Annotated in this window: 25 protein-coding genes; 22 read left to right on the plus strand and 3 right to left on the minus strand. The window is 67.5% G+C overall.

The features are described from left to right. Positions 1 to 96: 96 nt before the first annotated feature. The 10 genes from ON062_RS06545 to ON062_RS06590 all read left to right on the plus strand — a co-directional run bounded on the left by ON062_RS06545 (position 97) and on the right by ON062_RS06590 (position 13,115). The gene (locus tag ON062_RS06545; protein ID WP_274646334.1) at positions 97 to 1,626 is read left to right on the plus strand and encodes a methyltransferase; all 1,530 of its coding nucleotides are present in this window, start codon (positions 97 to 99) and stop codon (positions 1,624 to 1,626) included. Between the two features lie 21 nt (positions 1,627 to 1,647). After that, positions 1,648 to 3,075, plus strand: a complete 1,428-nt coding sequence (locus ON062_RS06550; RefSeq protein ID WP_274646335.1) for a CCA tRNA nucleotidyltransferase — start codon at positions 1,648 to 1,650, stop codon at positions 3,073 to 3,075. A gap of 61 nt (positions 3,076 to 3,136) precedes the next feature. Next, positions 3,137 to 4,438, plus strand: a complete 1,302-nt coding sequence (locus ON062_RS06555; protein WP_274646336.1) for a GAF domain-containing protein — start codon at positions 3,137 to 3,139, stop codon at positions 4,436 to 4,438. 97 nt (positions 4,439 to 4,535) lie between these two features. After that, positions 4,536 to 6,086, plus strand: coding sequence for an aldehyde dehydrogenase family protein (locus ON062_RS06560; protein ID WP_274646337.1), 1,551 nt, complete (start codon positions 4,536 to 4,538; stop codon positions 6,084 to 6,086). Between the two features lie 4 nt (positions 6,087 to 6,090). Then, positions 6,091 to 6,477 (plus strand): DUF779 domain-containing protein, encoded by a 387-nt coding sequence (locus ON062_RS06565; RefSeq protein ID WP_274646338.1) that lies wholly within the window; start codon positions 6,091 to 6,093, stop codon positions 6,475 to 6,477. A gap of 28 nt (positions 6,478 to 6,505) precedes the next feature. Next, positions 6,506 to 7,558, plus strand: a complete 1,053-nt coding sequence (locus tag ON062_RS06570; protein ID WP_274646339.1) for a mechanosensitive ion channel family protein — start codon at positions 6,506 to 6,508, stop codon at positions 7,556 to 7,558. A 124-nt stretch (positions 7,559 to 7,682) separates the two neighbouring features. Next, positions 7,683 to 9,320, plus strand: a complete 1,638-nt coding sequence (locus tag ON062_RS06575; protein WP_274646340.1) for an ABC transporter substrate-binding protein — start codon at positions 7,683 to 7,685, stop codon at positions 9,318 to 9,320. 66 nt (positions 9,321 to 9,386) lie between these two features. Next, positions 9,387 to 10,475: an ABC transporter permease gene (locus tag ON062_RS06580; RefSeq protein ID WP_274646341.1), complete on the plus strand. Its 1,089-nt coding sequence runs from the start codon at positions 9,387 to 9,389 to the stop codon at positions 10,473 to 10,475. A gap of 1 nt (position 10,476) precedes the next feature. Beyond that, positions 10,477 to 11,469 (plus strand): ABC transporter permease, encoded by a 993-nt coding sequence (locus ON062_RS06585; protein WP_274646342.1) that lies wholly within the window; start codon positions 10,477 to 10,479, stop codon positions 11,467 to 11,469. Next, positions 11,469 to 13,115 (plus strand): ABC transporter ATP-binding protein, encoded by a 1,647-nt coding sequence (locus ON062_RS06590; RefSeq protein WP_274646343.1) that lies wholly within the window; start codon positions 11,469 to 11,471, stop codon positions 13,113 to 13,115. The genes ON062_RS06585 and ON062_RS06590 overlap by 1 nt, the downstream gene beginning before the upstream one ends. Before the next feature lies 1 nt (position 13,116). On the opposite strand, the gene ON062_RS06595 is transcribed toward ON062_RS06590, so the two are convergent. Both ON062_RS06595 and ON062_RS06600 read right to left on the minus strand, forming a co-directional pair. Next, the gene (locus ON062_RS06595) at positions 13,117 to 14,286 is read right to left on the minus strand and encodes a hypothetical protein (RefSeq protein WP_274646344.1); all 1,170 of its coding nucleotides are present in this window, start codon (positions 14,284 to 14,286) and stop codon (positions 13,117 to 13,119) included. Beyond that, positions 14,283 to 15,296 carry a hypothetical protein gene (locus ON062_RS06600; RefSeq protein ID WP_274646345.1) on the minus strand — a complete coding sequence of 338 codons (1,014 nt, stop codon included), beginning with the start codon at positions 15,294 to 15,296 and terminating at the stop codon, positions 14,283 to 14,285. The genes ON062_RS06595 and ON062_RS06600 overlap by 4 nt, the downstream gene beginning before the upstream one ends. Positions 15,297 to 15,324: 28 nt before the next feature. Here ON062_RS06600 and ON062_RS06605 point away from each other — a divergent pair, with 28 nt between their 5' ends. From ON062_RS06605 to rplI, 12 genes are all read left to right on the plus strand, one after another. Further along, positions 15,325 to 16,524, plus strand: a complete 1,200-nt coding sequence (locus ON062_RS06605) for an acyl-CoA dehydrogenase family protein (protein WP_274646346.1) — start codon at positions 15,325 to 15,327, stop codon at positions 16,522 to 16,524. Beyond that, positions 16,521 to 17,651 (plus strand): CaiB/BaiF CoA-transferase family protein, encoded by a 1,131-nt coding sequence (locus ON062_RS06610; protein WP_274646347.1) that lies wholly within the window; start codon positions 16,521 to 16,523, stop codon positions 17,649 to 17,651. Before ON062_RS06605 ends, ON062_RS06610 begins: the two co-directional genes overlap by 4 nt. A 25-nt stretch (positions 17,652 to 17,676) precedes the next feature. Next, the gene (locus tag ON062_RS06615; RefSeq protein WP_274646348.1) at positions 17,677 to 19,080 is read left to right on the plus strand and encodes an adenosylhomocysteinase; all 1,404 of its coding nucleotides are present in this window, start codon (positions 17,677 to 17,679) and stop codon (positions 19,078 to 19,080) included. Then, positions 19,077 to 20,384 (plus strand): amidohydrolase family protein, encoded by a 1,308-nt coding sequence (locus ON062_RS06620; RefSeq protein WP_274646349.1) that lies wholly within the window; start codon positions 19,077 to 19,079, stop codon positions 20,382 to 20,384. Before ON062_RS06615 ends, ON062_RS06620 begins: the two co-directional genes overlap by 4 nt. Then, positions 20,381 to 20,833 carry a cupin domain-containing protein gene (locus ON062_RS06625; protein WP_274646350.1) on the plus strand — a complete coding sequence of 151 codons (453 nt, stop codon included), beginning with the start codon at positions 20,381 to 20,383 and terminating at the stop codon, positions 20,831 to 20,833. Before ON062_RS06620 ends, ON062_RS06625 begins: the two co-directional genes overlap by 4 nt. A gap of 34 nt (positions 20,834 to 20,867) precedes the next feature. Next, positions 20,868 to 21,728: an ABC transporter substrate-binding protein gene (locus ON062_RS06630; RefSeq protein ID WP_308209616.1), complete on the plus strand. Its 861-nt coding sequence runs from the start codon at positions 20,868 to 20,870 to the stop codon at positions 21,726 to 21,728. 4 nt (positions 21,729 to 21,732) lie between these two features. Beyond that, entirely contained in the window at positions 21,733 to 22,599 is an 867-nt protein-coding gene (locus ON062_RS06635) for an amino acid ABC transporter permease (protein ID WP_274646351.1), read from the plus strand. Next, positions 22,596 to 23,330, plus strand: a complete 735-nt coding sequence (locus tag ON062_RS06640) for an amino acid ABC transporter ATP-binding protein (protein WP_274646352.1) — start codon at positions 22,596 to 22,598, stop codon at positions 23,328 to 23,330. Before ON062_RS06635 ends, ON062_RS06640 begins: the two co-directional genes overlap by 4 nt. 149 nt (positions 23,331 to 23,479) lie before the next feature. Next, positions 23,480 to 23,860 (plus strand): 30S ribosomal protein S6, encoded by a 381-nt coding sequence (gene rpsF / locus ON062_RS06645; RefSeq protein ID WP_274646353.1) that lies wholly within the window; start codon positions 23,480 to 23,482, stop codon positions 23,858 to 23,860. Between the two features lie 5 nt (positions 23,861 to 23,865). Next, positions 23,866 to 24,378, plus strand: coding sequence for a single-stranded DNA-binding protein (locus tag ON062_RS06650; protein WP_274646354.1), 513 nt, complete (start codon positions 23,866 to 23,868; stop codon positions 24,376 to 24,378). Between the two features lie 32 nt (positions 24,379 to 24,410). After that, positions 24,411 to 24,665 (plus strand): 30S ribosomal protein S18, encoded by a 255-nt coding sequence (gene rpsR, locus ON062_RS06655; protein ID WP_274646355.1) that lies wholly within the window; start codon positions 24,411 to 24,413, stop codon positions 24,663 to 24,665. A 10-nt stretch (positions 24,666 to 24,675) separates the two neighbouring features. Next, positions 24,676 to 25,128 carry a 50S ribosomal protein L9 gene (gene rplI / locus ON062_RS06660; RefSeq protein ID WP_274646356.1) on the plus strand — a complete coding sequence of 151 codons (453 nt, stop codon included), beginning with the start codon at positions 24,676 to 24,678 and terminating at the stop codon, positions 25,126 to 25,128. A 120-nt stretch (positions 25,129 to 25,248) separates the two neighbouring features. Here rplI and ON062_RS06665 read toward each other — a convergent pair whose 3' ends face one another. Further along, on the minus strand, positions 25,249 to 26,568 hold the full coding sequence (locus ON062_RS06665) for an HNH endonuclease signature motif containing protein (protein WP_274646357.1): 1,320 nt from the start codon (positions 26,566 to 26,568) through the stop codon (positions 25,249 to 25,251). Between the last annotated feature and the right edge of the window lie 36 nt (positions 26,569 to 26,604).

The raw sequence follows: 26,604 nt of genomic DNA on the forward strand, positions 1-26,604 counted from the left end.
TCCTGTGCGATAGGGGACCGCACGATCGACTGCGATTCTACGTTGACGAACCTCGGAGCCTCCCCAGCGCACCGCCGCGGACGGTTGAATGGAGTCATGTTGCCCGAACCTGACTCTCGGATCGCCAGCGCCCTCGCGACCGATCTCGCCACCGCTGGATTCACCTCGGAGGGGGTTCGCGACGCGTGGGGTGCCGCCGCCGATGACGCGATTGCGCGGGGGCTGCGTCGCCCCGCCGATCGCGCACTCGACGGGCGAGAGGATGCCCTGGCGACGCTGGCGCGACTGTTCGTGCTGGGGATGCCGCAATCCGTTGAGCGTGTGAACGCTGCGCTGCCCCGCGCGGGCGCCGGGGGCGTCGTTTCCCTGGGCCTCGCAGCGATCGACGACGATGTCGTGATACCTCAGGCGGTCGTGCGGCCCCAAACCTACGAAGACTCACACGGCACACGCGAGTGGTGGATTGCGAGCGACCTCGACGAGGCGGCGCTGGGCGGCCCCCTCCCCGAGGACCATGTGCTCGGTGTGGGCGGCGCGTCACTCACGCTGGCGGCCCTTCAGTTGCCCACCCCGGCGCTCCGCGCGCTCGACATCGGGGCTGGGTGTGGCATCCAGGCCCTGCGGGCTCGCAGGAGCGCGGCGAGTGTGGTGGCGACGGACATCTCGGCTCGAGCGCTGTGGTTCACGCGCCTCAATGCCGTCCTGAACGGAGTCGACAGCATCGACACTCGGCTTGGCAGCCTGTTCGGGCCGGTGGCGGGTGAACAGTTCGATCGCATCGTGTCGAATCCGCCGTTCGTGATCACGCCGCGGCACGGCGACGTGCCGGCGTACGAGTATCGCGATGGCGGAATGGTCGGCGACGACTTGGTCGCGGCCTTCGTTCGCGGCGTGGGTGCACACCTCGAGCCGGGCGGTGTGGCGCAACTCTTGGGAAATTGGGAGACGCGCGACGGGATCGACGGCCTCGATCGGGTGCGCGCATGGGTCGAATCCTCGGATATTCCGCTCGAGGCATGGATCGTCGAAAGGGAGAGTCTCGACCCGCTGTCCTACGCCGAATTGTGGGTACGTGACGGCGGAACTCTGCCCGGTACCGAGCGATTCGCCCGACTGATCGACGCGTGGCTCGACGACTTCACCGAGCGCACGGTCACGGCCGTGGGCTTCGGCTACATCCTGCTGCGGCGTCCGATCGACGGTGCTCCCACGCTCCAGCGATACGAGAAACTTCACCACGCGCTCGGCAGCGACAACCTCGGCGGGCATCTCGCTGAGGCGCTCGCGGCGCACGACCACATGGCCTCGCTCGACGACGCGGCGGTTGCGGCATCCATATTCCGCGTTGCCCCGGACGTCACCGAGGCGCGTCACCACCTGCCCGGGGCGGAGGACCCCACGGTGATCGAACTGCGCCAAGGCGGCGGCTTCGCTCGTTCACTGGGCGTTGACCCGGGACTGGCGGCGCTCGTGGGCGCGTGCGACGGAGACCTCGAGGTCGGTGTGCTGATCGACGCGATCGCCCAGTTGATGGAGGTGGATGCCGCGGCCTTGCGCGCCGATCTCATCCCCCGAGTACGAGAGCTGGCGTTCACGGGGTTCCTCACTCTGGTGGGCGAGCGCTGACCCCTCGGTAGGCTGGTACTCATGCTCAACATGGCCGAGGGCGTGGCGCGCCTCGGCGCGCTCGCCGAGTCTCCGATCGTTTCGACGCTCGCCCAGGCGTTCGCCGATGCCGGGTTCGACCTGGCTATCGTTGGCGGCCCGGTGCGCGACGCGCTGCTCGGGCGCTCGACGAACGATCTGGACTTCACCACCGACGCGCGCCCCGACGACATCCTGCGTGTGGTGAAACCCGTCAGCAGCATCCAGTGGGACATCGGCCGCGCGTTCGGCACGATCGGCGCGCGCGTGCAGGGTGAACAGGTCGAAATCACGACGTACCGCGCCGACAGCTACGACGGTGTCACGCGCAAACCCACGGTCGAGTTCGGCGACACGCTCGAGGGCGATCTGATCCGGCGCGACTTCACCGTCAACGCGATGGCGCTGCGGGTTCCTTCGCGCACGCTGGTCGACCCGACCGGTGGTGTCGAAGACCTCGTCGCCCAGCGCTTGCGGACGCCCACCGATCCTCGCGTGAGCTTCGGAGATGACCCCTTGCGCATGCTGCGCGGCGCGCGATTCTCGTCGCAGCTCGGCTTCGACATCGACCCCGCCACGCTCGAGGCGATGGGTGAACTGCGTCAGACGCTCGAGATCGTGAGCCCCGAGCGGGTGCAGGGCGAACTCGTGAAGCTGCTCCAGAGCGACGACCCGGTTCGCGGCATCCGCACCCTGGTCGAGACCGGGCTCATGAACGAGTTCCTCCCCGAAGTCCCCTCCCTGCGCCTCGAGGTCGACGAGCACCACCACCACAAGGACGTCTACGAGCACTCCCTCACGGTGCTGCAGCAGGCGATCGACCTTCACGCGCAGCGCAGCCCCGAGGCAGTCCCCGACCTGCCGCTGCGGCTTGCTGCGCTGCTGCACGACATCGGCAAGCCCGCGACCCGGCGACTCGAGTCCGGCGGCGGCGTGACGTTCTATCACCACGACGTCAAGGGCGCACGCCTGGCGCGCAAGCGCCTGCAGGCACTGCGGTTCGATACCGACACGATCAAGACCGTGACCCGACTGATCGAGTTGCACCTGCGCTTCTTCGGCTACGCCGAGGGCGCGTGGACCGACTCGGCCGTGCGGCGCTACGTGCGCGATGCCGGCGACGAGCTCGAGCGCCTACACATCCTCACGCGCGCCGACGTCACGACCCGCAATGCGCGAAAGGCCCGACGCCTGGCGAGCGCGTACGACGACATCGAGCGGCGCATTGTCGCGCTCGCCGAGGCCGAAGAGCTCGACGCCATCCGCCCCGAACTCGACGGCAACCGGATTCAGGAGGTGCTCGGCATCTCACCGGGCCGCGAGGTCGGTGAGGCGTACAAGTTCTTGCTCGAGCTGCGGCTCGACGAAGGCGTGCTGGGTGAAGACGAAGCCGAGCGCCGATTGCGGGAATGGTGGGAGAATCGGGGGTAGATCCGCTCCACCGATGCTGATCGGAGCCCGTATGTCTTCGCCGTGGTCGTCGAGACGTGAGGTGACACCTGAGTCCTCGCGTTTGCTGATCGAGCGCGCGCACGAAGAACTCGTGGCGGGCAACACCCACGATCAGCGATTGGGTGACGTGCGACCCCTCGTGCGGGACTCATGGCGCCGCGCGCTAGATTCCCTCGTCGGCGCCGAAGGGCTTCCCCCCCTCGACCTGACGGCGGCCGAGCTTGACGAGTACCGGCGCACCCACCCCTTGTCGGGCGTGATCGACATGGTGCGCGGGCTGCTGCTGCCGGGTGACGCGCTCGATTCGGGCGTGGTCGTCGCGGTCGGGGACGCCGCCGGTCGCTTGTTGTTCGTCGAAGGTGACCGCGCGATCCGCTCACTCACGGGCGAAATGGGCTTCGTGGCGGGCGCGAACTGGTCCGAAACGTCGGTGGGCACCTCGGCTCCGGGCACGGCCCTCGCTCTGGATCGTTCGGTGCAGATTCGCGGGGCCGAACACTTCAACCGGCTCGTGCACCCGTGGTCGTGCACGGCGGCCCCGGTGCACGACCCCGAAACTCGGCGCTTGCTGGGGGTGATCGATGTCACCGGAGGCGACCCGGCCGTCACGCCGCAGGCGCAGATGTTGGTGGATGCCACCGCCCGCGCCGTCGAAGGGGAATTGCTCGTCACGCGCCTGCGCGAGCGCGCCGAACCCGTGCGTCGACCATCGCGCTCTCGCACCCAGGCGCCGCGCCGCGAGACCACGCGCGCGACGTTGCGCGTCCTCGGCCGCGACCGAGGGATGCTCGAGATCGCCGATGACACCTCCGAAACGCTGCTCGAAGTCGGGCCGCGTCATGCCGAACTGCTGTTGATGCTCGCGACGCACCGCCAGGGCCTGTCAGCAGAGCGGCTCGGTGAACTCGTGTACGGGGAGGGCGAAGCATCCGTCACCCTGCGCGCCGAAATGGTGCGACTGCGCAAGGTGCTCGAAAAGCGCGCGCCCGCACTCGTGCCTGCATCGCGCCCGTACCGGTTGAACATCGACCTCGAGACCGACGCCCATCACGTGCTGTCGCTCCTCGATCGGGGTGCCCATCGCGTCGCGCTCGCGGCGTATCGCGGCGACGCTCTGCCGGATTCCGTCGCCCCCGGTGTCGAGGAGTTTCGCGCCTCGGTGCGCTCGACACTGCGCGACGCGCTGATGGCAGAGGCATCGATCGAGGTGCTGCTGGCATTCGCCGATACCGAGGTCGGCTCCGAAGACGTCGACCTGTTGCACCTGTGCCTGTCGATGCTGCCGCAGCGGTCGCCGCGCCGCGCAGGGCTGGTCACCCGTATCGAGCGCCTCGAGGGCTGAGCCTCACAGACCTGGGTGCAACTTCGTGCAACGTTGCGCGACCTACCGTCGACTCATCGCGACACGGACGTCGCGCATACGTCGAAGGAGACCAGCAATGACCATCGTCGAAGAAGGCGTCTCGAGCGTCTACGCCGCCCCCAACACTCGCGGAGCCGTCGCCGACTACCGCTCACGCTACGGCCACTACATCGGCGGCGAATGGGTCGAACCCATCGAGGGCCAGTACTTCGAGAACATCTCCCCCGTGAACGGCAAGCCGTTCTGCGAGGTCGGGCGCGGCACGGTCGAAGACATCGACCGCGCTGTCGACGTCGCGTGGCAGGCATTCGAGTCGTGGAAGCGCACCACGCCGGCCGAGCGCTCGGTGATCCTCAACAAGATCGCCGACCGGATCGAGGCGAACCTCGAAGCCATCGCGGTGGCCGAAACGTGGGACAACGGCAAGCCCGTGCGCGAGACCCTCGCCGCCGACATCCCGCTCGTGGTCGACCACTTCCGTTACTTCGCCGGAGTGCTGCGGGCACAAGAGGGGTCCCTCAGCCAGCTCGACGAAGACACCGTGGCGTACCACTTCCACGAGCCCCTCGGAGTGGTCGGGCAGATCATCCCGTGGAACTTCCCGATCCTGATGGCCACGTGGAAGCTCGCCCCCGCTCTTGCCGCCGGAAACTGCGTGGTGCTCAAGCCGGCAGAGCAGACACCGGCATCCATTCTCTTCCTGTTCGACATCATCGGAGACCTGCTGCCGGCCGGAGTGGTCAACATCGTCAACGGCTTCGGTATCGAAGCCGGCGCACCGCTGGCCTCGCACAAGCGCATCCGCAAGATCGCGTTCACGGGTGAGACCACGACCGGGCGTCTCATCATGCAGTACGCGTCGCAGAACCTCATTCCGGTCACCCTCGAACTCGGGGGCAAGAGCGCGAACGTCTTCTTCGACGACGTCGCCCGCGACACCGGTGACGACTACTACGACAAGGCGCTCGAAGGCTTCACGTTCTTCGCGCTCAACGGCGGCGAGGTGTGCACGTGTCCGTCGCGCGCACTCATCCAGCGCTCGATCTACGACCGGTTCCTCGGCGACGGCCTCGAGCGCGTCGGCAAGATCGTGCAGGGCAACCCGCTCGACCCGGCGACCATGCTGGGCGCGCAAGCGTCGAACGACCAGCTCGAGAAGATCCTCAGCTACATCGACATCGGCAAGGCGGGCGGCGCGAAGCTCCTCACCGGCGGCGAGCGGGTCGACCTCGGCGGCGACCTGAGCGAGGGCTTCTACGTGCAGCCGACGGTGTTCGAGGGCACGAACGACATGCGCATCTTCCAGGAGGAGATTTTCGGGCCCGTCGTTTCGGTGACGAGCTTCGACGACTTCGACGACGCCATCTCGATCGCCAACGACACGCTCTACGGCCTGGGTGCCGGCGTATGGAGCCGCTCGGGCGACACCGCCTACCGCGCCGGTCGCGCAATTGAAGCCGGTCGCGTGTGGACGAACACGTACCACCAGTACCCCGCGCACGCCGCGTTCGGCGGGTACAAGCAGTCCGGCATCGGTCGCGAGAACCACCTCAAGATGCTCGACCACTACCAGCAGACGAAGAACTTGCTCGTCTCGTACGCCGATGGCGCGATGGGCTTCTTCTAAGCCGATGAGCACCGAGTTCAGCAGGGTGGCTGTGACGGATGCCGCAGCCGCCCTGCTGCGCGATCTCACCGCTCAGCACGGGCCCCTGATGTTCCATCAGTCGGGCGGATGCTGCGATGGATCGGCGCCGATGTGCTACCCGGTGGGGATGTTCCTCACCGGGCCGTCGGACGTGCACCTGGGGTCACTCGAGGTCGGTCTGGACGACCCGATCGAGGTGTTCATCTCGCAGGCGCAGTTCGAGTACTGGAAGTACACCCACATCACCATCGACGTGGTTCCCGGCCGCGGGGCCGGGTTCAGTGTCGAGGGTCCGACCGGCAACCGGTTCATCATTCGGTCGCGCATGCTCGAGGAGGCTGAACTCGACGCGTTCGGGTTGACCGCCTAGCGTGGAGGGCAGTCAACGAAGGAGCGCGGTGGATATCGAGATTCTGGAAGAGACAGCCGACGTCGCGAGTTGGACCACGTGGGCCATGCTGCTGGGGGTGCTCGTCGGCATCGTCGTGGTGATCTCGGTGATCACCACGGTGACCCTCGCATTAATCGGTCGCCGCAAGCACTGGCCGGCCGAACTCAGTGAGCGGGTGCGCTGGCCGTTCCGGGTCACCCTGCTGCTCATCGCCGTGCTCGCCTCGACGGTCGCGATGCCTCTCGACGAGGCGCTGGTGCAGGGAATCTTCCACACTCTCGCCATCGCGGTGATCATCGCGGGGGCGTGGCTGTGCGCCCAGCTCTTCCTCTTCTTCGTCGATAGCGGCACGCGGCGTTATCGCCTCACCGAGACCGATACATTCTCGGCTCGAAAGATCCGCACGCAGCTGCAGATCGTACGGCGCCTCGTGATCGTGGTGATCGTAGTGATCGCCGCCGGCACGATCCTCATGACCTTCGATGCGGTGCGGGCGGTGGGTGCCAGTGTGCTGGCCTCAGCGGGTATCGCTTCTATCGTTGCCGGTCTCGCTGCGCAGACCGTGTTGTCGAATCTGTTCGCCGGGGTACAGCTCGCTTTCAGTGAAGCGATCCGTGTCGGCGATGTCGTGGTGGTGCAGGGCGAGTTCGGTCGCATCCGCGAGATCACGCTCAGCTATGTGGTGCTCGAACTTTGGGACCAGCGCACCCTGGTTCTGCCGTGCACGTACTTCACCACGACCCCCTTCGAGAACTGGACCAAGCTCGGCAAGGCGCTGCTCGGCACCATCTACTTCGACCTCGACTGGCGCATCTCGGTCGATGGCATGCGCGCAGAGCTCGAGCGCATCCTCGCCGAGACCGATTTGTGGGACGGCGTCTCGCACGGAGTTCAGGTGACGGATGCCACGGGTGGCAACCTGCAGGTGCGCATCGTCGTGAGCGCACGTGACTCCGGTCAGATGTGGGATCTGCGATGCCTGGTGCGCGAGCAGATCGCCGACTGGGTGCGCCGCGAGATGCCCGAGGGCCTGCCGCTGCAGCGCGTGACGATGGACTGATAGGACGCGTTTCGTTCTGGTTACGAATCGTTCACCCGATTGCTTCCGAACCCTCTGCGGAGAATGATGTGTCGAGGGCCGCGCCCACCGACGCGGTCGACTCCTTCACAGCAGAGGTAACACCATGTCACTGCACACCCCCGCGCGCGGCCGACTCGGCCTCGCCGCCGGAGCGCTCGGCGTTTCGGCTCTTCTCCTCGCCGGCTGCGCCGGCGGCGGCAGCACGGATGGCGACGGCGGTGACGCCGCGTCGGACGAGCCCATCATCGTCGGCACCACCGACAAGGTCACCACCCTCGACCCCGCCGGCTCGTACGACAACGGTTCGCTCGCCGTCCAGACGCAGGTCTTCCCCTATCTGGTGAACACCGACTACAACAGCACCGAGGTCGTCCCCGACCTGGCCGAGTCGGCCGAGTTCACGGCGCCCAACGAGTACACCGTGACCCTCCCCGCCGGCCTGAAGTGGGCCAACGGCAACGACCTCACCTCGTCAGACGTGAAGTTCTCGTTCGACCGGAACCTCGCCATCGCTGACCCCAACGGTGCATCGAGCCTGCTGTACAACCTTGACAGCGTTGAGGCACCCGATGACACCACGGTCGTCTTCACGCTGAAGACCGACAACGACCAGGTCTTCCCGTACATCCTCACCAGCTTCCCCGGCGCCATCGTCGACGAAGAGGTCTTCTCGGCCGACGCCGTCACCCCCGACGACGAGATCGTGGCGGGGAACGCGTTCGGCGGTCCGTACGCGATCACGTCGTACGACTTCAACAAGACTGTCGAGTTCACGCCCAACGAGAGCTACCAGGGTCTTCTCGACCCGGCCGAGAACGCGGGCGTGATCCTCAGCTACTTCGCCGACTCGTCGAACCTGAAGCTCGCCGTGCAGGAGGGCGACATCGACGTGGCGTACCGCAGCCTGTCGGCTACTGACGTCGACGACCTGAGCGGCAACGAGAACGTCCAGGTGATCGACGGTCCCGGTGGCGAGATCCGTTACATCGTCTTCAACTTCGACACGCAGCCGTACGGCGCGACCACGCCCGAGGCCGACGCTGAGAAGGCGCTCGCCGTGCGTCAAGCTGTCGCAGACCTGGTAGACCGTGAAGAGATCTCGGAGCAGGTCTACAAGGGCACCTACACCCCCCTGTACTCGTACGTCCCCGAGGGCTTCGCGGGCGCCACGGAGGCGCTCAAGGGGCTCTACGGCGACGGAGACGGTGGTCCGGATGCCGCGGCCGCCGCCGCGCGACTCGAAGCGGCCGGTGTCGAGACGCCGGTGCAGCTGAGCCTGCAGTACAGCCCCGACCACTACGGCCCCTCGTCGGGTGACGAGTACGCCCTGGTGAAGTCGCAGCTCGAAGCGGATGGACTGTTTGAGGTTGACCTGAAGTCGACCGAGTGGGTGCAGTACTCCAAGGACCGCACCGCCGACGTATACCCCGCGTACCAGCTCGGCTGGTTCCCGGACTACTCCGACGCCGACAACTATCTGACGCCGTTCTTCCTGACGAACAACTTCCTCGGGAACCACTTCAGCGATGAGCAGACCGAGGAGCTCATCCTGCAGCAGGCCGTCGAGACCGACCCGGCCGCCCGCACGGCGGAGATCGAAGACATCCAGGCGCGGGTCGCCGAGCTGCTGTCGACGGTCCCGCTCCTGCAGGGCGCACAGGTCGCGGTAGCCGGCACCGACGTCGACGGGGTCATTCTCGACGCGTCGTTCAAGCTGCGCTTCGCGCCGATCGTCAAGTAGCACCTGCGATGACGGGGGCGGCCCGCCCGGCCGCCCCCGTCACTCCTTCCCAGAGATTGGCCTCCTATGACCGGTGACGTCGCCTCGACGTCGGTCGAATCCCCGCCCGCGCTCGATCCCACGAAGACCCGATCGCACGGATCGTTCGGCCGATATGTGGCCATCCGATTCCTGCTGATGGTGCCCACGGTGCTCATCCTGGTCACCCTGGTCTTCTTCCTCATCCGCCTCACCGGCGACCCGATCACGGCAGCCCTCGGCGGCCGCCTGCCGGCCGATCAACTCGCCGAGCGCATCGCCGAGGCCGGCTACGACCGCCCGGTGCTGGTGCAGTATTTCGAGTACCTGGCGCAGATCTTCACCTTCGACTTCGGCACCACGATCACCGACAATCGCCCGGTGGCCGAGGTGCTGCTCACCTATGGCGGTGCCACCGCCGAGCTGGTGTTCTACTCCCTGATCGTCGCGTTCATCCTCGGCATCCCGCTCGGCATGGTCGCCGCGGCGCTGCGCGATCGCTGGCCCGACGCGATCCTGCGCGTGAGCGCCATCCTCTTCTACGCCACTCCGGTCTTCTTCTCGGGCCTGGTGGCGAAGCTCGTCTTCTCGGTATGGCTGGGGATCTTCCCGGTGAGCGGCCGCGCGAGCGTCCGCACCGAGATCGCCCTCACCCGCGAGGGTGGCACGGGCATCTACCTGATCGACGCGATCGCCTCGGGGAACCCCGCCTACGTGCAGGACGTGCTGATGCACGCTGTTCTTCCCGCGATGACGCTGGGCCTGCTGACGGCCGGCATCTTCCTGCGTCTCGTGCGCACGAACGTGATCGGCACGTACAACATGCCCTATGTGGATGCCGCGCGCTCGCGCGGTGTGAGCGAGTTCCGCCTCGTCCGCAAGCACGCTTATCGCCCGGCGCTCATTCCCATCATCACCGTCATCGGCCTGCAGATTGCGCTCCTGCTCGGCGGCGCGGTTCTCACCGAGACGACCTTCGAATGGCAGGGACTCGGGTTCCAGCTGGCGAAGTACCTCTCGGCGCGCGACTTCGTGGCAGTGCAGGGCATTGTCGCGATGATCGCGATCATCGTCGCCCTCACAAACTTCGTCGTCGACATCATCGCGGCGTTCATCGACCCGAGGGTGAGGTACTGACATGGCCAAGCGCCGCATCCTCGACCGTCTTCCGGTCGTCCATCAGCTTCGACAGAGCGTCGGCCTTCAGCGCGGCATGCTCGTCGCGGGGTTGCTGATCACCGCGTTCTTCCTGTTCTTCGCGCTGTTCGCCCAATGGGTCGCTCCGTATAGCTACGACCAGTTGCGCGGGCCCGATGGTAACTTCGGTGCGCAGCAGCCGCCGAGCGCCGAGCACTGGCTGGGAACGACCGTCGGCGGATACGACGTGCTGTCCCGTGTGATCTGGGGGGCGCAGACCGCGCTCCTGGTGATCGTCGTCGCGCTCGTGCTTTCGGTGTTCATCGGGATCCTGCTCGGCCTGGTGTCGGGTTACCTGGGCGGCTGGGTCGACCGCGTGCTGGTCGTTGTTGCCGATGCGATCTACGCCTTCCCGAGTCTGCTCCTCGCTATCGTCGCGGCGATTGCGATCAGCGGTGGGCAGTCCGGGTTGTGGCCCGGAATCATGGCCGCAGCGGTGTCGATCACCGTTGTGTTCATCCCGCAGTACTTCCGTGTCGTGCGCGCCGAGGTTGTGCGGGTCAAGTCCGAGGCGTTCGTCGAGTCGGCGCGCGTGATCGGAGCATCCACCCCGCGCATCATGTTCCGCCACGTGCTGCGCAACTCCACGCGCACGCTGCCGCTGATCCTCACGCTCAACGCCTCCGAGGCGATCGCGACGCTGGCCGCCCTCGGCTTCCTCGGGTTCGGCATCGAGCCCACCGCAGCAGCCGAGTGGGGCTACGACCTCAACAAGTCGATCAGTGACGTCGCCGCCGGCATCTGGTGGACGGCGATCCCACCCGGGATGGCGATCGTGCTCGCCATCCTCGGCATGACACTCATCGGCGAGAGCCTCAATGATCTGGCCGACCCGCGGCTGCGGGCACGTCGCCGCGCAGGCCGAAAGACGGCGGCGGACGCCGTGTCGACCAGCGAGCCCGTCTCGCGCCGAGAACTGGGAGAGGTTCCGTGATGGCCGACGCCGTGCAGATCCGCGATCTGAACATCATGTTCGCCACCGACGGCGGTGACGTTCGTGCAGTGCGGGGCGTGTCACTCGAGGTGCACCGGGGCGAGGTGCTCGCGATCGTCGGCGAGTCCGGTAGCGGAAAGTCCGTCACCGCGCGATCGATTCTGGGCCTGCTGCCAGAGACCGCCCTGACCACGGGTGCCGTCGTCCTCGACGGAACGGACGTCGTCGGACTCACCGGGCGCGAGTTGCACGAGGTGCGCGGCGCGAAGGCGGCGATGATCTTCCAAGAGCCGTCGACGGCGCTGAACCCGGTGTACACCGTGGGGTGGCAGCTTGCCGAAGGTTTGCGGGCCCACGGCAAGTACTCCAAGGCTGAGGCGAAGGCGCGGGCTGTCGAGATGCTCGGACGCGTCGGCATCCCCGAGCCCGACAAGCGGGTGAACGACTATCCGCACCAGTTCTCGGGTGGGCAGAAGCAGCGCATCGTGATCGCGATGGCGCTTGCGCTCGATCCGACGGTGATCATCGCCGACGAGCCGACGACAGCGCTGGACGTGACGGTGCAGGCTGAGATCCTCGACCTGCTGCGTCGGCTGCGCGACGAGGACGGCACCGCGATCGTGCTGATCACGCACAACATGGGTGTCGTCGCCGATCTGGCCGATCGCGTAGCCGTGATGTGGAATGGCGAGATCGTCGAGACGGCTCCGGTGAACGAGCTGTTCGCCGCGCCGAAGCACGAGTACACCCAGAAGCTGCTCGCCGCCGTGCCGCGGCTCGACATCGCCGACCGACGACTGGCCGAGCCCGAGCATCCGGTCGATCCGCTTGTCGAGGCGAAGGACCTCGTCATCGAATACGCGGGGCGCTTCCGCCGGGCGGCGTTCCGCGCGGTGGATCGCGTGAGCTTCACCATTGCGCCCGGCGAGGTGCTGGGGCTGGTCGGCGAGAGCGGGTCGGGCAAGACGACGATCGGGCGTGCGATCGCGGGTCTCACGCCTGTCGCGGGCGGGTCACTGCGGGTGCTCGGCACCGAGATGAACGGGGTGCGGGAGCGCGAGTTCCGGGCCAAGCGCAACGAGCTCGGCTTCGTGTTCCAGGATCCGGCGACGAGCTTCAACCCGTTGCTGACGGTGGCCGAAAACGTGGCGGAGCCTCTGGTGGTCCACACCGGTGCGCGGGATGCGTCCGATGCGCGGGACAAGGTCGACGAGCTGCTTGATGCGGTGCAGCTGCCGAAGGACTTCGGCGACCGATTCCCGCATGAGCTGTCGGGCGGTCAGCGTCAGCGGGCCTCGCTCGCACGTGCGCTTGCGCTCGACCCGAAGCTGCTAATCGCCGACGAGCCCACGAGTGCGCTCGACGTGTCGGTGCAGGCGCGCGTGCTCGAGCTGTTCGCCGAGCTGCAGGAGCGGTTCGGGTTCGCGACGCTGTTCATCACGCACGATCTCGCGGTCGTCGACATGCTCGCGCATCGCATTGTGGTGCTGCACCACGGCACGATCGCCGAAGAAGGTTTCACTGCCGACGTGTTGGGGAACCCGCAGGACGCCTACACCCGGCGCCTGATCGCCTCGCTTCCCGTGCCCGACCCCGCCGAGCAGGCGGTTCGTCGCGAACAATGGCGGGCGACGCTCGAGGGCTGACCTAGGGGGCGCCGAGCAGCCCGCCGAACAACGCCGCCATCCCGCCGAACTGCAGGAACAGCCAGAACAGCCCGAAGCCCCCGATGAGCGCGATCGCCACCCATGGGATGCGTCGCTTCAGGCGCTGACCGGGCTGGGCGACGCCGGGCGGCGGAGAAAGCGCAGGCGTCGGCGGGGTGAACGGCAGCGAGTCGTGCGCGGGCGCGGCATCCATACCCATTCGATCGTCCCTCAATCGATCGTCGCGCCAGCGCGCCCACTGCTGCAGCTTGTCGAGCAGGGCTCCGACCACCGAGAACAGCCACGCCCAGGTGGCCGGGTCGAGGGTGGAGAAGTCGCGTTTGGCGTAGAGGAACAGCCAGTCGTCGACGATCTCGACGTCGAGCGCGGCGGCGTTGTCGATGAAACGCGCCATGATGTCTGGGGTGAACAGGTAGAGCGCGTCGCGCTCGTACCCAGCCGGGCAGTAGAGCGAGAAGTAGCGGTCGAAGTCGCCCTCGAGACTGAGGCGCTGGTTCTTGTCGAAGGATGCCGGGAGGTTCGACCCGAACAGCGCATTGTTGCCCAGCGCGTCCAGCACGATGTGGGGAAGCGGCACGTCGAGCTTCACGGCGACATAGCCCCACGTGTGCGTCGTCTGGTTCTTGCCCGATCCCGTCGTGTAGCGGTAGTTCGCGAACTCGACGAAGCGGGGCTGGTATCCGCGCACCAGGTCGGTCGAGCGGCGTGACGATCCCTGGCCGAAGATCATCCCCGGCAGGCCGGGATTGTCGAAGCGCGGCTCGTACGCCATCGCGTTGTCGCGTGCGAAGCGATCGAGGCGGTACATTCGCTCGGCGCTCGCCGAGGACCCCCGCACGATGACGATCACAACGGCGACGGCACCGGCGACGAACAGGAGCGGCACGATGCTGAACGCGCCTCCGACCACCAGGCCCGGCATGCCCTCGCCGGCGAAAGCCGCGAACACGGCGGTGAACACCGTCACGAAGATCGGCAAGATGAATCCGACGAACACCACCCCGATGATGACCAGCACGATCACACTGGACGCCGAGCTGCCGAAGCCCGATGTCTTGCGGCCTGACGCGCGCATCGCGTCGCGGAACCGCTTCACCTCGGCCTTGTCGACGGGCGCCAGCAGCGCCGAGGTGTGGAAGGGGTAGCTCACCGGTTGACCTCGTCCGAGCTCCAGGTCAGCATCGCGCCTTCGCGGATGATGCCGGCCTCGATTCGGGGGTCGGCGCACAGGGCGCGGGCGAGTTCGACGGAGCCAGCGACGATCGTCGAATCCCAGTCGACTTCGCTCAGCATCACCCATGCTCGGTCGGCGGGCCAGATGATGCTCGGCGACTCGGCGCTCGGCTGTGCACCGTACTGTTCCATCTCGCGGTCGCGCCACGGTGCATCGAGCACCCACGACGGGTCAGCGAGCGCACTCGGGTCGCCCTCGAATAGGACGTGGCCGCGGTTCGGCAGCTGCAGACGCGGACCCTTCGACACGTCGTCGGGCAGGATGCCGGGCTGCCAGCTCGGGCGCCGGAACACGTTGTTGAGCAGGTCTTTCGCGGACGCCGCCAGAAAGTCCCGGTGGCGCTTGGCCGTGGCATCCGTCACTTCATCGTCTTCAGTGAAGGTGAGGATGCTGCGCGCCGGGCCGTACCCCACTCCGCCGACGAGTCCGCCCCAGCCTTCCCACACGGCGATGTATCCGTCATGCGGAGTCGAGGTGTGGGCGCGGGCGGTATCCATGACGGCGGCGAGTGTCTCGGCCGCAAGCTGTCCTTCACCCGGGGCGTCGTATTGCCAGCCGTCCGGACCGTTCACCTGCTGCCACCCGTCGGGATTCCACTCGTCGCCCGCCGCGCGCACGAGTGCCCCCCACTGCGCGTCGGCGTGCATTCGGGTGCCGAACGCGTCGGCGGCGTCGTGCCAGCGGATCGCGACGGTGTCGATGTCGTGCTGCGCCGCGGTGAACTCCTCCCACGCGCGACTGTTCTTCTCGTACGGCAATGCCGGCCACGCGGTGCCATCGGCGGGCTTCGAGCGCGTCGCCGGATGGAAGATGCGGGTGTAGGTGGTGAATCCGCGCGGCACGATGTCGTGCATCGTGCCCGCCCACGGGTCATCGATGCGAGCGCGCAGCCAGTCGCCTGCGGAGACGTCCGCGGTCCACTTCATGGCCATACGCTATCCAAAGGAGGCATCAATGGCTGATCACACCCGCGACCCCGAAGACATAGAGGCGCTGCGCGCGGCATCCGACATCCTCGGAATCGATGCGCTGCTGACCGAGGAAGAGCGCGCGACGCGCGACCGGGTGCGGGCGTTCGTCGACGACGTGATCCGCCCGAACATCGCCGACTGGTTCGACCGCGCGCACTTCCCCGCTGAGCTCGCCCCTGAATTCGGAAAGCTTGGTGTGCTGGGCATGCACCTGGACGGGTACGGATGCCCGGGCCGCAGCGCCGTGGAGTACGGCCTCGCCGCGCTCGAACTCGAGGCGGGAGACTCGGGGCTGCGCACCTTCGTCTCGGTGCAGGGGTCGCTCGCGATGGGCTCGATCCACCGCTGGGGCAGCGAAGAGCAGAGGGCCGAGTGGCTGCCGCGCATGGCGGCGGGTGAGGTGATCGGCAGCTTCGGCTTGACCGAACCGACGGCAGGATCGGATCCGTCCAGCATGAAGACGTTCGCCCGGCGCGACGGCGACGACTGGGTTATCACGGGCGCCAAGCGCTGGATCGGCCTCGCCTCCATCGCGCAGCTCACGATCGTGTGGGCGCAGACCGACGAGGGCGTGCGCGGATTCATCGTGCCCACCGACTCTCCCGGCTTTCAGGTGACGGTGCTCGAGCCGAAGGGGTCGATGCGCGCCTCGATCCAGACCGAGTTGCACTTCGACGAGGTGCGGGTGCCGGCATCCGCTCTCCTTCCCGGCGCCCGAGGGCTGCGGGGCCCGTTCTCGGCGCTCAACGAGGCACGCTACGGCATCGTGTGGGGCGCACTCGGCGCCGCGCGCGACAGCTATGAGGCCGCGCTGCGCCGGTCGCTGCGGCGCGAGCAGTTCGGGGTGCCGATCGCGTCGTTCCAGCTGACGCAGCAGAAGCTCGTGAACATGGTGGTCGAGTTGCAGAAGGGCGCGCTGCTGGCCCTGCAGATCGGGCGGATGAAGGATGCCGGAACCCTGACGCCCACCCAGATCTCGCTCGGCAAGCTCAACAATGTGCGCGAGGCCATCGAGATCTGCCGCGAAGCGCGCACGATCCTCGGTGGTGATGGCGTGCTGCTCGAGAACTCGCCGATCCGGCACGCGGCGAACCTCGAGTCGGTGCGCACGTACGAGGGCACCGACGAGGTGCACACGCTGATCCTCGGCCAGCACCTCACGGGCATCGGCGCGTTCCGGTGACCGAGGTGCGCGGCCCGCTGGAGGGTCTGGTCGTCGCCGACTTCACCCGCGTGCTCGCCGGTCCTTACTGCACGATGCTGCTTGCCGACCTGGGCGCGACGGTCATCAAGGTCGAGGGTCCGGCCGGCGACGAGACGCGGAACTGGACTCCGCCGGTACGCGACGGCGAGGCCACCTACTACCTGTCGGTCAATCGCGGCAAGCGGGCGATCACCCTCGACCTCGACTCTCCCGACGACCTCGCGACGGCGCAGGCGATCGCCGCGCGCGCTGACGTCATGATGCAGAACTTCAAGCCCGGATCGCTGTCGAAGTTCGGTCTCGACTACGACGCCGTGCACGAGGCCAACCCCGGCGTCGTGTACGTGTCGATCACGGGGTTCGGCGCGGCATCGGCTCTCCCCGGCTACGACGTGCTCGCGCAGGCCGTCTCGGGTCTCATGAGCGTGACCGGCGACCCGGGTGGCGAGCCGACGAAGGCGGGCGTTGCGATCGTGGATGTGGTGACCGGTCTGCACGCCGGCCTCGGCGCGCTCGCCGCACTGCGTCACCGTGATGTGACGGGTGAGGGGCAGCACGTCGAGGTCAACCTGCTGTCGTCGGCGCTGTCGGCGCTCGTGAACCAGTCTGGGGCGTACGCGCTCGCGGGTGTCGTGCCGCAGCGCATGGGCAACGACCACCCGAGCATCTTCCCGTACGGCCCCTTCCCCACCGCCGATGGCGACCTCGTGCTGGCGATCGGCAACGACATGCAGTTCGGCGCCCTGTGTCGGACGATCGGGGTTCCGGATGCCGCGGCCGACGCCCGCTTCGCACGGGCGGCGGACCGCAATCGCCATCGCGACGAACTGCGTCCCGTGCTGGTCTCGGCGCTCGCCGAGCGATCGGCGGCCGAGTGGGCGGGTGTGCTGGGCGCGGTGAACGTTCCGTGCGCGCCGATCCTCGGGATGGACGACGCGTTCCGGTGGGCCGAGGGTGCGGGGCTTGACCCGGTGGTGACGGCGGGCGGGGTTCCCGGCATTCGCAATCCCGTCTCGTTCTCGCAGACCCCGCCGGCCTATCCGCTCGCGCCGCCGGCACCCGATGCCGACCGCGCGTGGGTCGAGGAGTTCCTGGCACGAGGGTGATCCCCGTGCCGCTTAGGCTTGCGGGGTGGATCAGGTGAGTGCGGCCGAGCAGATGATTCGCCGTTTCGCACGGCAGACCAACCTGCTCGTCGCGGGACGACCGGCGTTGGTGAGATGCGTGCCAGGCGCTTCTGACGGCGTCGCCCGAGCGCTCGAGCGGATGCTGCGCGACCTCGGCGCGCCCCGAGGTCACGCCGGTGACCCCGGCCTTGTGGAGTACGTACTCGCTGCAGATGCGGCCGACAGCGAGATCTTGCTCGAGGGTGCCGCGCTGCCCGATCGCGCCGATGGCGCGGCACGCATCGCCTTCGCGGGGCGGCACATGCCCGTCTCGACCGAGATCGCCTCGACTCTCGATGTCGCGGGGGTGCGGATCGGCATCGCCATGGTCCTCGAGCCCAAGACCGCGCAGCTTGCGCTGCTGTTGCGCGACGCGGGTGCCGAGGTGGCGGTGTACGCCCACCCGGACGAGACCGATGTGGCTGTCGCCGACGCGCTACGCGCCGAAGGGGTTCCGGTCGTCGCCGACCCGACGCTCTCGGGCGCAGCCGAGAAGCAGGCTGCCACCGACTTCCTCGCGCGCGGCTTCGACGTATTCGTCGATGACGGGTCGCACCTGATCCGCCTGGCTCACGAAGTCGCCCCCGACCTCGTCGATCGCTGGTGGGGCGCCGCCGAAGAGACCACGAGCGGCCTCACGCCGCTGCGATCGATGGCCGCGCGCGGACTGCTACGTACCGGTGTCATGGCCGTCAACGACGCGCAGACCAAGACGCGCTTCGACAACCGGTACGGCACGGGGCAGTCGTGCGTGTTCGCGATCGCCGATCTGCTCGATCCGCTGCAGATCACGGTGCGCGACCAGCCGGCGCTCGTGATCGGATACGGACCCGTCGGCGAAGGCGTCGCGGCGCATCTGGCCGCGCTCGGCGCCGATGTCGCCGTTGCCGAACACGATCCGGTGCGCGCCCTCGTCGCCCGCCACGACGGATACCGCGTCGGTGATGCCGCGGCGCTCGCCGAAGGCGCCCTCGTCGTGTCGGCCACGGGCGTGCGCCACACCGTGACCCCAGATCTGCTCGCGGCCGCCCGCATCGTCGCGGTCGCCGGGGGCGTGCCCGACGAGGTCGACCTCTCCGCGGGCGCGCACGGAGCGCTCGTTCTCGCCGACGGCGGCTGCATCAACATCACGGCCGCCGAGGGCAACCCGATCGAGATCATGGACCTGTCGTTCGCCGTGCAACTCTCGGCGATCGCCCACATCGTCGCCGAGCGCCCCGCGGTGGGCGTGCACGCGCTCCCGGCGTCGGTGGATGAGCGCGTGGCGAAAGCGGCGCTGAGGCGGCGCGACGCGGAGGTCGTGGCATCCCACACGGATGACACCGACGACTGGCGCTCAACGCGCTACACCCGCGAGGACGCCTCATGACCGCGCCGGTCATCGTCTACTCGGCCGACCTCGTGGTGCCGATCACGGCGCCGCCGATCCCGCACGGTGCGATCGCCGTGCGCGCGGGCCGCATCCTTCACGTCGGCGACCGTTCGTGGGTGTGCGCCGAACTGGCGTCGCGCGGCATCGCGTACGACGAGGTGCACTGGCCCGGGGTCATCACGCCCGGGCTCGTGAACGCGCACACTCACCTGCAGTACACCGGCATGGCCGCCGTCGGTGCGGGCACCTACAGCGGATTCGACGCGTGGGACGACGCCTTCACCGACGCCTATCACTCGGGCAGCGATTGGAGAGCGGATGCCGCCACCGGCGCCGCACTCGCGCTCGCCGCCGGCACGACGGCCATCGCCGACGTCGTCACCGATCCCGAAGCGGCATCCGCTCTGCACGACGCCCGCGTGCACGGCATCACCTACTGGGAGGTGATGAGCTGGACGAACCAGGAGTGGGCGGCGCGCGGCCGGGCCGAAGTCGAGGCGCGGCTGGATGCCCTCCCCTCCCCGCCGGGAACCGGGCTCAGCCCGCACGCGCCCTACTCGCTCGACGTGCAGCCGTTGCACGAGATCCCCGACATCGTGCGTGAGCGCGGCGGCCGCATCCACCTGCACTTGGGTGAAGCGGCGCTCGAGCGCGAGTTCGAACACGCGCATCCCGACCCATGGCACAGCCGGCGACTCGGGAGCTTCCGCGAGCTGCGCGGCGCAGGCTTCGGCACGGGCGCGACGGAGTTCGTCGATCAGCTCGGCGTCCTCGGGCCGGACTGCCACATCGCGCACGGCGTCTACATGACCGCGCGGGACCGTGCGATCCTGCGTTCGCGCGGGACGACGGTGGCGCTGTGCCCGCGGTCGAACGCTGTCATCGGACTCGACGAACCGCCCGTGGCGGCGTACCTCGTCGAGGGCAATCCGCTCGCCGTTGGTACTGACTCGCTCTCGTCGAGCCCGTCGCTCGACCTGATGGCCGACGTTGCGGCGCTGCACGTGCTCGCCCGGTCGCAGGGGTACACGGGTCGCGATCTGTCTGAACTGCTGCTTCGCGCCGCTACCCTCGGCGGTGCCCACGCGATGGGCCTCGACACCGGCCCCGATCGCACCGGCTACCTGGCGGTCGGCGCGCTCGCCGACCTCACCTTCTTCGACATTGCGGTGACGACAGTTGACGACACGATCGAGCATCTCGTGACCGCCGGGACTGGCACCGCCAGTGCCACCGTGATCAGCGGCGAGGTGCGTCACGCCTCGACCGCGTTCACCGAGCAGACCGGAGTCACCGCATGAGCGCCATCACCGCGACCCCCGACACCCCCGCGACCGCACGCCGCCTGGGGCTCGAACCCCACCCCGAGGGCGGGTGGTTCCGGCGCACGTGGACGGCGCAGCATCCGATCTCCACCGACAACGGGCAGCGCCCTGCGGCAACCTGCATCCACTATCTGCTGACGCCCGGCGAGCACAGCGCGTGGCACGTGGTGTCGAGCGACGAGATCTGGCTGTGGCACGGCCCCGGCACCCTCGAACTGTCGCTCGGCGGGGACGGTGATCAGCCCGGCGAGGCTGCGCGCTCGATCCTCGGTCCGGATGCCGCGGCCGGCCACGTCGCTCAGGCGGTCGTTCCCGCGGGAGTGTGGCAGGCGGCCCGACCGGCGGGCGCCGAAGAGGTGCTGGTCAGCTGTGTCGTGTCTCCAGGTTTCAGCTTCGATGATTGGCGTCTGGCGAGCGTGAATTAGGCTTCTCGGTCGAACATTCTCTTCAAGGAGCCCCGTGATCTCTGCATCTTTGCGCCGTGCCGCCACCGTTTCGGCGGTTGTCGCCGCTGCCGCCCTCACGCTGTCGGCGTGCGCGTTCTCGAGCGAAGGCCCGTCCTCGTCGGCCGGCGTCGAGGAGGGCGAACTGGCCACCCTCACGCCCGGAACCCTGACCATTGCCACGGGCGACCCCGCCTACGAGCCGTGGGTGAGCGACAACGACCCGGCCTCGGGCGAGGGCTTCGAAGCCGCCGTCGCGTACGCGGTTGCCGAAGAGCTCGGCTTTGCCGCCGAGGATGTCGTGTGGGTCCGCTCGACGTTCGACAGCGCGATCGCACCGGGTCCGAAGGACTGGGACCTCAACATTCAGCAGTTCTCGGTGACCGAAGAGCGCAAGAACGCCGTCGACTTCTCGTCGCCGTACTACGTCACTGCTCAGGCCGTGGTCACCACTTCGACTTCGCCTGCCGCGTCGGCCACCAGCATCGACGAGCTCTCGGAGTATGTCGTGGGCGCGGCATCCGGAACCACGAGCTACACGATCGCCGCCGACCAGCTCGGAACCGACAACCTGCAGGTCTTCAACAACAACGACGATGTCGTGGCCGCGCTCAACTCGGGCACGATCGACGCGTTCGTCATCGACCTGCCGAGCGCGTTCTACCTCTCGGCCGCCGTGCTTGATGACGGCGTGATCGTCGGCCAGTTCGCCGACTCGAGCGAGGGTGGCGACGAGCTTGCGTTCGTGCTGCCGAAGGACTCCGAGCTCACTGCTGATGTGACCGCCGCCGTCGACGCGCTTGAGGCCGACGGCACGCTTGCCGCACTCGAGCAGGAGTGGCTCAGCGACGCGGTCGACGTCCCCGTCCTGAAGTAAGACCATGACCGACATGACGGCGGCCGCCGCGTGGCAGCCGAGCGATCTCGAACTCGCTCGGCGCGGCACGCGGCGCCGCCAGTCGGCGCGGTCGGTGCTGATCGCTCTCGTCAGCTCGATCGTCTTCGTCGGTCTTATCGCGATCGGCCTGGCCTCGAGCCCGGGCTGGGAGCGCGTCAAAGAGAGCTTCTTCAACTGGGACATCGCCGTCGCGAGCTTCCCGTCGATCCTTGCGGGCTTGTGGGTCAACGTGCAGGTGCTCATCGTGGCGGCCATCGCAGTCGCGATCGTCGGCACGCTGCTCGCCGTCATCCGCTCGTTGCGCGGGCCGGTGTTCTTCCCGCTGCGCGCGCTGGCGACGGTGTACACGGATCTGTTCCGAGGGATGCCGCTACTCATCGTGCTGTACGTAGTGGGCTTCGGGATTCCCGCCCTCGAAATCTTCGGGCGCGTGCCCGTCGTGCTGTGGGGCACGATCGCCATCGTGCTGTCGTACTCGGCCTACGTCGCCGAGGTGCTGCGCGCGGGTATGGAAGCGGTGCATCCGTCGCAGCGCATCGCGGCACGGTCGTTGGGCCTGAGCCACGCCAAGACACTGCGCATCGTCGTCATCCCCCAGGGCGTGCGCAAGGTCGTGCCGGCGCTCATGAATGACTTCGTCTCGATGCAGAAGGACGTCGGTCTGATCTCGGTGCTGGGTGCGGTGGATGCCGTGCGCGCGGCGCAGATCGAGGTGGCGCAGACCTACAACTTCACGCCGTATATCGTCGCGGGGTTGCTGTTCGTCGCGCTGAGTCTGCCGATGATCCGCCTGACCGACGCGGTGTCGGCGCGCTTGGCTCGCCGCGAGCAGATGGGCGGTGTCGTATGAGCGTGCTCGAGGTGCGCGGTGTGCGCAAGGCGTTCGGCGATCACGTGGTGCTCGATGGGGTCGACCTGGTGCTCGAACCGCACGAGGTGGTCGTGCTCATTGGTGCATCGGGGTCGGGCAAGTCGACGTTGTTGCGGACGATCAACCTGATCGAGCGGGTCGACGACGGACAGATCCTGTTGGGTGGGGACGACATCACCGATCCCGCGGTGGATCAGGATGCCGTGAGGGCACGCATCGGCGTCGTTTTTCAGCACTTCAACCTCTTCCCCCACATGCGCGTGATTGACAACGTCACCCTCGCGTCGCGGCAGGTGCACAAGGTCTCGAAGGCCGAGGCGCAGCGACGGGGCATGGAAATGCTCAAGACGCTGGGGCTCGACGCGAAAGCGCGCGAGTACCCGGATCGTCTGTCGGGTGGTCAGCAGCAGCGCGTCGCCATCGTGCGTGCGGTGATGACGAACCCTGAGTTGTTGTTGCTGGATGAGATCACGAGTGCGCTCGATCCCCAGCTCGTCGGCGAAGTGCTCGACCTCGTGCGGCTGCTGGGGAGTCGCGGGTCGACGATCTTGATGGCCACGCACGAGATGTCCTTCGCGCGCGAAGTGGCTGACCGGATTGTGTTCATGCAGGGCGGCCGCATCGTCGAGCAGGGTGCACCGGCGGACGTGTTCGACAACCCCCAGCATCCCGAAACCGTGCGGTTCTTGGAGCGCGTGCGGCACCACTGACGCGTGCGTTGGCCGTCTGAGGGCTCTTCGGGTAGTATTGGAGGGTTGTCTGGCTGCACCCCTGTGTGCGGAAGTCCCGACACGTGCAACACACCCTCCTGCTTTCGGGAAATGCCCGGAAGCCGTTCTAGTCCGAAGGAGGTGGGTTAGTGACGCACCAGTACGAACTCATGGTCATTCTGAACCCTGAGATCGATGAGCGCCAGGTCGCTCCGAACCTCGACAAGTTCCTCAAGGTCATCACGAACGATGGTGGCACCATTGAGAACATTGACATCTGGGGTCGCCGCCGTCTGGCGTACGAGATCCAGAAGAAGAACGAAGGCATCTACGCCGTCGTCAACTTCACCGCGACGAGCGAGACCACGCAGGAGCTCGACCGTCAGCTCGGCCTCAACGAGCAGGTCATGCGCACCAAGGTGCTCCGCGCCGAGGAAGCCATCGCCATGATCGCTTCTGAGAAGAAGCGCGCTGACGAGAAGGCTGCTCGCAAGGCTGCTGCTCCCGCCAAGGCCAAGAAGGACGCGTAACGCGTATGGCCGGCGAGACGATCATCACCGTCGTGGGAAACCTCACGGCTGATCCCGAGCTGCGTTACACGCAGAACGGACTCCCCGTTGCGAACTTCACGATCGCATCGACGCCGCGCAACTTCGACCGCCAGGCGAACGAGTGGAAGGACGGCGAAGCGCTGTTCCTCCGCGCGAGTGTGTGGCGCGAGTTCGCCGAGCACGTCGCGGGTTCGCTGACGAAGGGCATGCGGGTCATCGCGACCGGTCGCCTGAAGCAGCGTTCGTACGAGACGCGCGAGGGCGAGAAGCGTACGGCTATCGAGCTCGAGGTCGACGAGATCGGCCCGTCGCTGCGTTACGCCACCGCTCAGGTGACGCGTTCCGCCGGTGGTGGTGGAGGCCAGGGTCGTCAGGCTCAGGTCTCGGACGAGCCGTGGTCGACGCCGGGTTCGGCGAACGCGGGCGGTAACGCCGGCGGTCAGCAGGCCGACGCGTGGAGTGCTCCCGGCGCCTACGGCGACGACACCCCGTTCTGATTCAGATCTCAATTTCTCAGTAAGGAAACACAATGGCTGGAAAGTCAAGCGGCGACCGCCGCAAGCCGCGGAAGGGCGCGAAGAACGCCGCCCCGGCAAAGCCCACCCGCGTTGGCGTCATCGACTACAAGGATGTCGCGACGCTTCGTAAGTTCGTTTCGGAGCGCGGCAAGATCCGTGCCCGTCGTATCACCGGTGTCTCGGTGCAGGAGCAGCGTCTGATCGCGAAGGCGATCAAGAACGCGCGCGAAATGGCGCTCCTGCCTTACGCCGGCGCTGGCCGCTAAGGAGCATCCGATGGCAAAGCTGATTCTCACGAATGAGGTCACCGGGCTCGGTAGCGCCGGTGACGTAGTCGAGGTCAAGAACGGGTACGCCCGTAACTACCTCATCCCCCAGGGCTTCGCTGTGGCGTGGACCCGCGGTGGCGAGAAGCAGGTCGCGTCGATTCGCGCTGCTCGTGACGCCCGTGCGATCCACGACCACGAAGAGGCTGTGGCGCTGAAGGACTCGCTCGAGTCGAACAAGGTCAAGCTCGCCGTCAAGGCGGGTGCAGAGGGTCGCCTCTTCGGTTCGGTCAAGACCGGCGATGTGGCGGACGCTGTGAAGGCTGCCGGTCTCGGTGACCTCGACAAGCGCAAGATCCAGATCCCCTCGGCGATCAAGTCGACCGGGGAGCACGAGGCGACGGTTCGTCTGCGCGACGACCTGACCGCCGTGATCACCCTTCAGGTGGTTGCTGCTAAGTAGTAGCGATTTCTCGACCGTCGGGTCGAATCGGATGCCGCGGGCCTACGGGTCTGCGGCATCCGTCGTTAACGCGCGGGTGCCAGCGCGGGCCCACGCCGCGCGGGCCCAGCGCCGCGCGGTTCAGAAGGGCGCGTCAGTATCGCCGGATGGCCGGAAGACAGGGGTGCGGCGTTCGGGGTGCACGTCGTAGTGTCTGCCGCTGGGTGAGGTCCAGTGCATGGTGCCGCCGGTGTCGGGCAATTGCTCGACGGTCCATCTGCCGTGGTGTTTGACCCGATGGTGTGATTTGCAGATCGGGTTGAGGTTGTTGAGGCTGGTTGTGCCGCCGTGTTCCCAGGCCACTGTGTGATCGATTTCACAGCGGGATGCCGGTTGGTGGCATCCGGGAGCCATACATCGTTCGGCCCGCCATCTCAGCAGCTTTCGTAAGGCTGCGGGTGGTCGGTATTGGTCTCGTCCGACGGAGAGGACCATTCCGGTCTCGGGGTGGGTGAGGATTCGCATCCAATCGCTGCTCCCGCCGCAGAGTTCGCGTGCGCGTGCGTGCGGGATGGGCCCGATGCCTTCGATTTCGGCGGGTGCGTTCCCGCGTTCGGCGCGTTCCTCTTCAGTTTCGTCGAGCAGGGTGAGGGCTGGAACGGTGACGGTGACCGTGGCGCGGATGCCGGTGGGGAATGTGGGGTCGGTGGGGATTGTGCCGTCGATGAGAAGGTCGCAGGCGGTATCGCACCGGATCTGATCGAGAGTGCGTTCTTCACCCTCGACGGCGGCCCGGATGCGCGCGAGCTGGGTGTTGCGATTGTCGAGGGCGACCAGCTCGACCATGGGACCGTAGATGCTGTACCAACCCATCCCGTCTTCGGCCGGGCTCAGGACTGTGCGCCGGAGCTCGAGGGCTTCCTCATGCCGCTTCGTGAGGGTGATCGCGCGGGCCTGGTCGATGAGTTTGCGGAGCTTGACCCGGAACGTGCCGACGGGTTCGGTTTCGGCGAGTTCGATCGCTTCGGGCAGAAGGGCATCGCGCAGCTCGGGCTCGGCTGAGTCGAGGCCGGTGACGAGGATCTCGGCGTGGTCTTGCGTCATCCGTGCGCCGCGCAGTGAGTCGAGCACGACCGGGTACCGGTCGATGACACCCTCGGCGAGGGTGAGGAGTTTGTCGGCGCGATACTCGGTGATCCGCAATGCCGCGGCCAGTTCAAGGCGGATGCCGCGCTCGATCACGTCAGTCAGGTCGCGCCCTGCGAAGGCTGCCTCCGCGAGCGAGGTGCGATGCAGGTCATAGATGACGTGAAGCTGCTCGGCCGCGAGCCGGGTGATGTGTGCACCGAGCCCGACGACGCGATCCACCGAGTCCGGCGCCGCGTCCGGACCGCCCGCTGTTTCCGTGGCAAGGGTGCCGGGCGTGGCATCCGATGCGAGGAAACGCGGGTCGTTCGACATGCCTAAAGACTAGAACATACCTCCGACACTGGGTCC

It is taken from the genome of Microbacterium sp. C7(2022) (genome assembly GCF_028823665.1).
Lineage (GTDB): Bacteria > Actinomycetota > Actinomycetes > Actinomycetales > Microbacteriaceae > Microbacterium.